The organism is Mesorhizobium sp. M7A.F.Ca.US.014.04.1.1, from assembly GCF_003998745.1.
In the GTDB taxonomy this organism is placed as follows: Bacteria; Pseudomonadota; Alphaproteobacteria; order Rhizobiales; family Rhizobiaceae; genus Mesorhizobium; species Mesorhizobium ciceri.
On record NZ_RZRW01000338.1, the window covers coordinates 1 to 6,484 of the forward strand.

Sequence of the window (6,484 nt, forward strand, 5' to 3'; positions counted from 1 at the left end):
AGATTCGTGCGGCGCAGCTGCCGGCAGCGTCTTCGCTTCCGCGGGGGCTTCCGGCTTGACGGGCGCTCCGCCGCCGACATCGACCGGCACCGGTTCGGACGCTGCCGGTGCGGCCTGCTGCGTCGAATTTGCCTGTGCGACCCGGATCTCCGCCGGCGATGCCTGATCGCCGTGTTCACTGGACGCGGAATGCTCGTTCAAGGAACCCGAAAAGCTGTCCAACTCGATATTGTTCGTCATGGCTGAAACCCCTCCGATATTTACCGGATAGAGACAGCGGCCATTTCTACTTTGCAACTGCCCCCTAATCTATTTCATATACTATGATATGCATTGCTCGGCATTTTTTACACGTGGTAAACCGCGACAATATAACCTGATATATGGTGGCTTCCGGAGGCTTCCCTAACGGAGGACTGGCCGGGATATTTTGGTAAATCGAAGTATAAAATTGAATAAAATTTTAAATAAAATAGATGAAGACAGTTGCTGGATATTTATCCACCTTCCTTTCCAATAATTTGAGACAAGATTGGTAGCGTCCACAGTCAAAGGTGGGCGTTATGAAAAAGCAAAAATCGGTTCCGGGGAAAACCGGGCTCCAGATGCTCCTGCTGGCAATCGGGCTTGTCGGCCTGGCGGGGCCGTCATTCGCCAGCGATATCCCCGCACCCGGCAGGCCCCAGGAGAAGGTCCAGACGCCGCCCTGTCTCGGCGGTGTTTCACTGACGAGGCCCCAGCCCTGGCAGCCTGCGGACGCTTACCGGATCGGCATGGTCACCGGCAGCTATGGCCCGGATGTCGGCCGCGGGGACGGCTCGTCAACGGCGCGAGATGACGCCGGGATAGATCCGGTGCAGACCGCGTCGATTATTCCAGGGGTCTTCGGATCGGTTGCCTTGTCCATGCGCAATTTTCCCGTCGCGGCGCGCTGGGCGCCTGTCTACCGGGCAATCACCGCTTGTTCGGCAGGCAGCCCCTGCGAGCACAAGAGCACGGCTTTTGCCGGCATGATCGCTGCCGCTCAAGGCAAGGGATTCAGCGAGAAGCTGTCCTTCGTCAACAGCAGCGTCAATCGCCTGATCGCCTACAGGAAAGACAGCGTCGTCTACGGCAAGCTCGACTATTGGGCGAAGCCTTCGGAGATTCTCGAGCGGCGAGCCGGCGATTGCGAGGATTTTGCCATCCTCAAGATGACGGCCCTGCTGAGGGCCGGCATTCCGACGCAAAGCATGGCGCTTGTCGTCCTCCAGGATCGCAAGAGAGGCTTCTTTCACGCAGTGCTGTCGGTGAGCACAGGCAGCGGCACCTTCATTCTCGACAGCCTCAGCAACACCGTTATGCGTGACAGCGATCTCCCGGATTACGTCCCGCTCTATTCGTTCAGCACGGACCGGGCCTGGATCCACGGTTCAAGACCGGGCGGCGCCCAGATGGCCGACATCAAGGGCGGTTTCGCAACCGTCGCACCCGGCGAAGGTTTTCAGCCATAGGGTTTCGGCCAGTCCAAGCCATAGGTTCTCGCCAAAGACTGGCGGGCATTCAGCCGCCGAAGACGAACGCCATCAGCAGCTCCGGCTCGAGCACCGGGGCCCGCACCGCATTCAATTGCCCCCGGTATCGACGGTCACCCGCGCCGATGACAAAACCGGTGGCCACCGGCGATTCGCCATTGGCGTCGAGCCGCGTGAAGATGTCGGCCACATTGAGGTCCAGCGCCAGCTTGAGGTCGTGCCGTGCGTCATCGCTTGGGGCGATCGGCAATTGGCGCTTGACCAGTTGCTGGAACGGCGCGTTGAACGACAGGATCTTCTTCGAAGAAGCCAGGGCAAAGGCCGGAGACGGGCACGCGACCAGTATGGCGTTGATGGTGTTGATCGATGCAAGCCTTCGCAAGGTCAGGTTTTCGTCCCCCAACCCACGCATGCAGGCCACCCTGATCGCGGATGTCAGATTGCCTGTCTGGGCCTGGCTTTCGGCGATCTCGTCGATGAGCATGCCGATCGTGCACTTCCTGCTTTCGGCCATCTGCTTCAGCGACATCCAGAATGCCCGCTCCAGACGAATGCCGCGCCGTATGCCACCGCGCGCCACGACCCGAAACTCCAGCCCGAAATCCTCGGCGGCGACTGGCGCAAGCAGCCGCTCGCGATCGGAATGATGAGGGCTGGCGCTACCGCTCACTCATCGCCTCCTCGCGCGCCTTGTTGATCGGCTTCAGGAGGTAGTGCAGGATCGTCTTGCGCCCGGTCTTGATGTCGACCGAGCAGATCATTCCGGGGATGATCGAATAGGCCTTGCCGTCTCTTTGAAGGGTCGATTTGTCCGTCGCCACGCGCACCTGATAATAGGGCTCCCCCGTTTTCTGATCGACCAGGCTGTCGGCTGTGATGTTGGAGACCTTGCCCTCGATGCCGCCGAAGATCGAGAAGTCATAGGCGGTGACCTTGATAAGGGCTTCCTGGTCGGGCCGGATGAAGGCGACATCCCGCGGCGAGACCCGTGCCTCCACCAGCAACGTTTCGGAGGTTGGCACGATGCCGGCCACGACGGCGCCAGGCTGGACGAAGGCGCCGACCGTGTTCAGCTCCAGCGTGTTGACGATGCCGTCCACGGGAGACCGGATATCGGTGCGCGCGACCTTGTCGGTGGCTCCCCTTATGGTCTCATCCACCACCGAAAGGTCCGCCAGCGCCTGGGTAAGGTCGTCCAACGCCTCCTGCTGCAATTGCAGGCCGAGTTCCTCGACCTGAAGCTGAGCTTCCGTGATCGACGATTTGATCTTCTTTATCGTTTCGCCGGCAAGGTTCAGCTGGCCGTTGAGTTCGGTCTGTTCGCGCTCTACCCGGAGCTGCTCGGTCCTTGCCATCAGGCCTTTCTTGACCATCGCGTCGACGAGTTTTGCCTCCTGGTCGCTGACCGCCAGGTTCTTGGTAAGACGATCGGAATTGGCCTCCGCCTCGGCAAGTTCCTTCTCGCGCTGATCGAGGCGTGACTTGAGCACGGACAGCTTGTTGTCGAAGTTCCCGCGCCGGGCGATGAGCAGCTTCTGTTCATTGTCGCAGATTTGCGGAGCGACCGACTGGATGTCCTGCGGGCACGGAAATGGGCCCGAGAGATTGCCGGCCTGTTCGTATTTCAGCCTTGCTATGCGCACTTCCAGCGCGCGCGCCTTGGCCTGCTGCTCGCCAAGGCTGGACGTGTTGAGCGTGTTGTCCAGGCGGATGATGAGATCGTTCTTCTTGACGACCTGGCCGATCGTCACGGCGATTTCCTGAACCACACCGGCCTCGCTCGCCTGGATGATCTGGGTCTTGGAAGCAGGTATGACCTTGCCGTCGCCGCGTGCGATCTCATCGACTTCGGCAAAGGACGCCCAGGCGACAAAAACGACGAAGAGCGCTCCGATGATGAATATGGACGCCGACGCAAACAGCGGCGGCCGATCTTCCCTGGCAAGCATTTCCCACGCCCCAACGCATTGGATGCAGCAATAATTGTTTTGTCAGGCGCTTGTTTTCTGCAACGCCTGTATGACTTGGTCCTTCGGTCCGTCGGCAACGATTTTGCCCTGTTCGATAACGATCAGGCGGTCGGCCAGTTCAAGCATGCTGAACCGATGTGTGGAGACGATCAGCGTGGTGTCGCGGTCAAAGGCGACTTTGAGCTGCTTGATCAACTGGCGTTCGGAAGCAAGATCCATCGAGCCCGACGGCTCGTCCAGAAAGACGATTTTCGGTTTGGTCAGCAGCAGGCGCGCGATCGCCACCGTCTGCCTTTGGCCGCCGGAAAGATTGGTGCCGCGCTCGCCGACATTCATGTCGTAGCCGCGCGGGTGGCGTGAAACGAAATCATCGACGCCGGCAGCCTTTGCCGCTTCGATGATCTGTTCGTCTGTAGCCTCGGGGCATGCCATCAGGAGGTTCTCCTTGATGGTGCCCGAGAACAGGTCGCCGGCCTGCGCAACGATGCCGACCGCGGCGCGAACCTCGGACGGGTGATACTGGCGAATGTCGATCCCATCCAGCAGCAACTCACCGGAAGTCGGCAGGAAGAGCCGGCCGACCAGCCGACCCATCGTCGTCTTTCCCGATCCTATGCGGCCGATGATGCCGATCCGCTCACCCGGCTTGACCGAGAAATTCAGGCCGGTCAAAACTTCGTTTTCCGAGCCTGGATAGACAAACCCGACATTCCTGAACACCATCGCCCCCTTGCGGATGGGGCGGTTGACGAAGCCCACCGTGTCGGGTCGATCTTCCGGTTGAGCCATGATCGAATTCACCATCCTCAGCGAGAGCATGGCCTGGCGGAACCGGGACAACGTTATGGCGATCTGGCCGAGCGGCGCCACGGCCCTGCTCGCCAGCATCACCGTTCCTATGATTGCTCCTGTCGAAACATGCCCTTCCGAGAAGGCATAGGCGCCGGCCACGACCAGGGCGACGGTCACCAGCTGCTGTATGGACTGGGTGATGTTGCCCGCCGCCGCCGAAAGCTGCTTGATCTTCTCGGACGTGTTGGCGGCGTTCTTGGAGTGCTCTCCCCATTTCCGCAGCAGATACGCCTCGGCGCGCAGCGACTTGATGGTCTCCAGCGTCGAGATCGATTCGACCAGCAGGGCCTGGCGCTGCGATGCTTCGTTCATCGAGGCGGCGACGCGCTTGCCGATGCGGCGCTGGGTGACCAGGCCGACGATGACGGACATCACGAAGGCCAGCGCCGGTATGATCACCAGCCAGCCGCCTATTGCATAGATCACAAGGAGAAAGACGAAGACGAATGCCGTGTCGATGAACACGCTTATGGTGTTGGAGGTGAAGAACTCCCTGACGAACTCATATTGCGTGACCCTGTTTGCGTATTCGCCGGTCGAGCCGGGGCGCGCCGAAAGCGACGAGTTCAGCACTTTTTCGAACAGCAGATAGGATATCCGCAGATCCGCCTTGCGCCCGGCATAGTCGATGAGGGAAGCCCTTGCCGTCTTCAAAAGCAGGTCGAACAGGATGACCGCACCGATGCCGAGAGCCAGGACCCACAGTGTCGATATCGCCTTGTTCGGCAGGATCCTGTCGTAGACGTTCATGGTGAAGATCGGCGAGGCTATGGCCAGCAGATTGATGAACACCGCCGCCAGGACGACTTTCGAGTAGGTGCGCCAGAAAGCGCCCATCGTCCCCGTAAGCCAATGTCTTCGCTCGATCCTGGCCGCCGAGCCGACCGACATGGTCTCGGCGGCATTGGCATAGGTGATCGAAAAGGAAGCGCCGCCGCTGATGTAGCTGGCGGCCAGTTCCGACCGGCCGATCGTGGTGCGGCCGTCTTCCTGGGGCGCGGTGATATACGCATCGCCTTCGCCTAGAGCCAGCAGGGCGACGGGCAATTGGCTGACGCGAAAGACGATGGCCGGCAGGTCGATACGCCCCCTGAGAAAATCGCGATGATTGAACTCGGTGACTTCCAGGCCGATGCGTTCGGCAAGGTGCCTGATGTCGTCGGCCGCAATTCGCGTGTCCGAGAGCGGCACGCCGGCAAACAGCACGGTCTCCGCGCTCGGCCTGCCGAGATATCCGGCAACGGCCGAGAAGCAGGCCTTGAACGCCTCCTTCGGGGAGAGGATGTTGGGTTGCTGGTTCACGATCTGCCCGTCAGGACGCTCGCTGGACCTTGTGCTGTCCTATTTCTTCCTCACCGGAGCGAGAATATCGAATGGCAGGTCGTTCTTCTGCTCCGATGGCGTCCGCGCATAGGTTTCTGTGTCCGCGGTTTCCGGTGCTGCGAACTCGGTGCGTGCATAGGCCGTCGCTTGCTTTGCCGGCTCGAGATTCATCGTTTTCAGCAACTGTCCGGTCGCGGCCAGGAGCCGGTACTGGGCAAACAGCGATGCGTAGGAAGCGGTATCCGCCAGCGTTGCCGTGTTGAACCGTGTATTCTGCGCATCGAGCACGTCGAGCAGCGAGCGCTGTCCGACCTTGAACTGCTCGCGATAGGAAGCAACCAGCTTCTCATTGGCAGCGGCTTGTTGCCTCAGGGTCTTTGCCAGATCGGCTTGCCGGAAACGGCGATCCCATGAGGTGCGAACGGCTTCCTCGATTTCGCGCTGGACCTGATGCAGCGCGAGACGCTGTTCACTGGTGCGGCGGATCTGTTCCTGCTCGTTGGCCTTGTCGATGCCACCGCGGTAGAGGTTCCAGCGCAGGACCACGCGCGCCTGCAGGTCGGTGGTGTCGCCATCGTCGCCGTCAATGTCGGTTCCTGCCCGGGCCCGACCTTCAGCGATGATGGAGGGGCCAAATTTTGCCCGCGCAGCGTCCACGAGGGAGGCCGCCGCGTCGATGTCGCTGTTGGCCATGTGTACGCGCGGATTGCTTTCCCGCGCCAACCCTATCGCGTCGTCGAGCGAGCGCGGGAGTGCGGCCGAAACATCGCCAGGCCTCGAAGGGCTGGTCAGTGGCTTTCCGACGGTTTTGAAGAAGCGGATCTT

5 protein-coding genes and 1 pseudogene are annotated in these 6,484 nt (G+C 60.7%); 1 reads left to right on the forward strand and 5 read right to left on the reverse strand.

The features are described from left to right. Positions 1 to 240, reverse strand: a pseudogene (locus EOA22_RS21150) (hypothetical protein); the annotation flags it as partial. Positions 241 to 563: 323 nt separating this feature from the next. On the opposite strand from EOA22_RS21150, the gene EOA22_RS21155 reads away from it, so the two are divergent. Continuing rightward, positions 564 to 1,493, forward strand: a complete 930-nt coding sequence (locus EOA22_RS21155) for a transglutaminase-like cysteine peptidase (RefSeq protein ID WP_063168900.1) — start codon at positions 564 to 566, stop codon at positions 1,491 to 1,493. A 49-nt stretch (positions 1,494 to 1,542) separates the two neighbouring features. Here EOA22_RS21155 and EOA22_RS21160 read toward each other — a convergent pair whose 3' ends face one another. The 4 genes from EOA22_RS21160 to EOA22_RS21175 form a co-directional block, all read right to left on the reverse strand. Then, positions 1,543 to 2,184: a ribbon-helix-helix domain-containing protein gene (locus tag EOA22_RS21160; protein ID WP_024502654.1), complete on the reverse strand. Its 642-nt coding sequence runs from the start codon at positions 2,182 to 2,184 to the stop codon at positions 1,543 to 1,545. Further along, on the reverse strand, positions 2,174 to 3,463 hold the full coding sequence (locus EOA22_RS21165) for an HlyD family type I secretion periplasmic adaptor subunit (protein ID WP_063168901.1): 1,290 nt from the start codon (positions 3,461 to 3,463) through the stop codon (positions 2,174 to 2,176). The genes EOA22_RS21160 and EOA22_RS21165 overlap by 11 nt, the downstream gene beginning before the upstream one ends. Positions 3,464 to 3,505: 42 nt before the next feature. After that, on the reverse strand, positions 3,506 to 5,638 hold the full coding sequence (locus tag EOA22_RS21170) for a type I secretion system permease/ATPase (protein WP_013529845.1): 2,133 nt from the start codon (positions 5,636 to 5,638) through the stop codon (positions 3,506 to 3,508). A gap of 39 nt (positions 5,639 to 5,677) precedes the next feature. Further along, the coding region (locus EOA22_RS21175) for a TolC family protein (RefSeq protein ID WP_164755698.1) at positions 5,678 to 6,484 on the reverse strand (807 nt) is incomplete at its 5' end.

Bases quoted from the DNA above. Each gene is read 5' to 3' on its own strand.
- EOA22_RS21165 (WP_063168901.1), bottom strand. From the start codon at position 3,463: ATGCTTGCCAGGGAAGATCGGCCGCCGCTGTTTGCGTCGGCGTCCATA.
- EOA22_RS21155 (WP_063168900.1), top strand. From the start codon at position 564: ATGAAAAAGCAAAAATCGGTTCCGGGGAAAACCGGGCTCCAGATGCTC.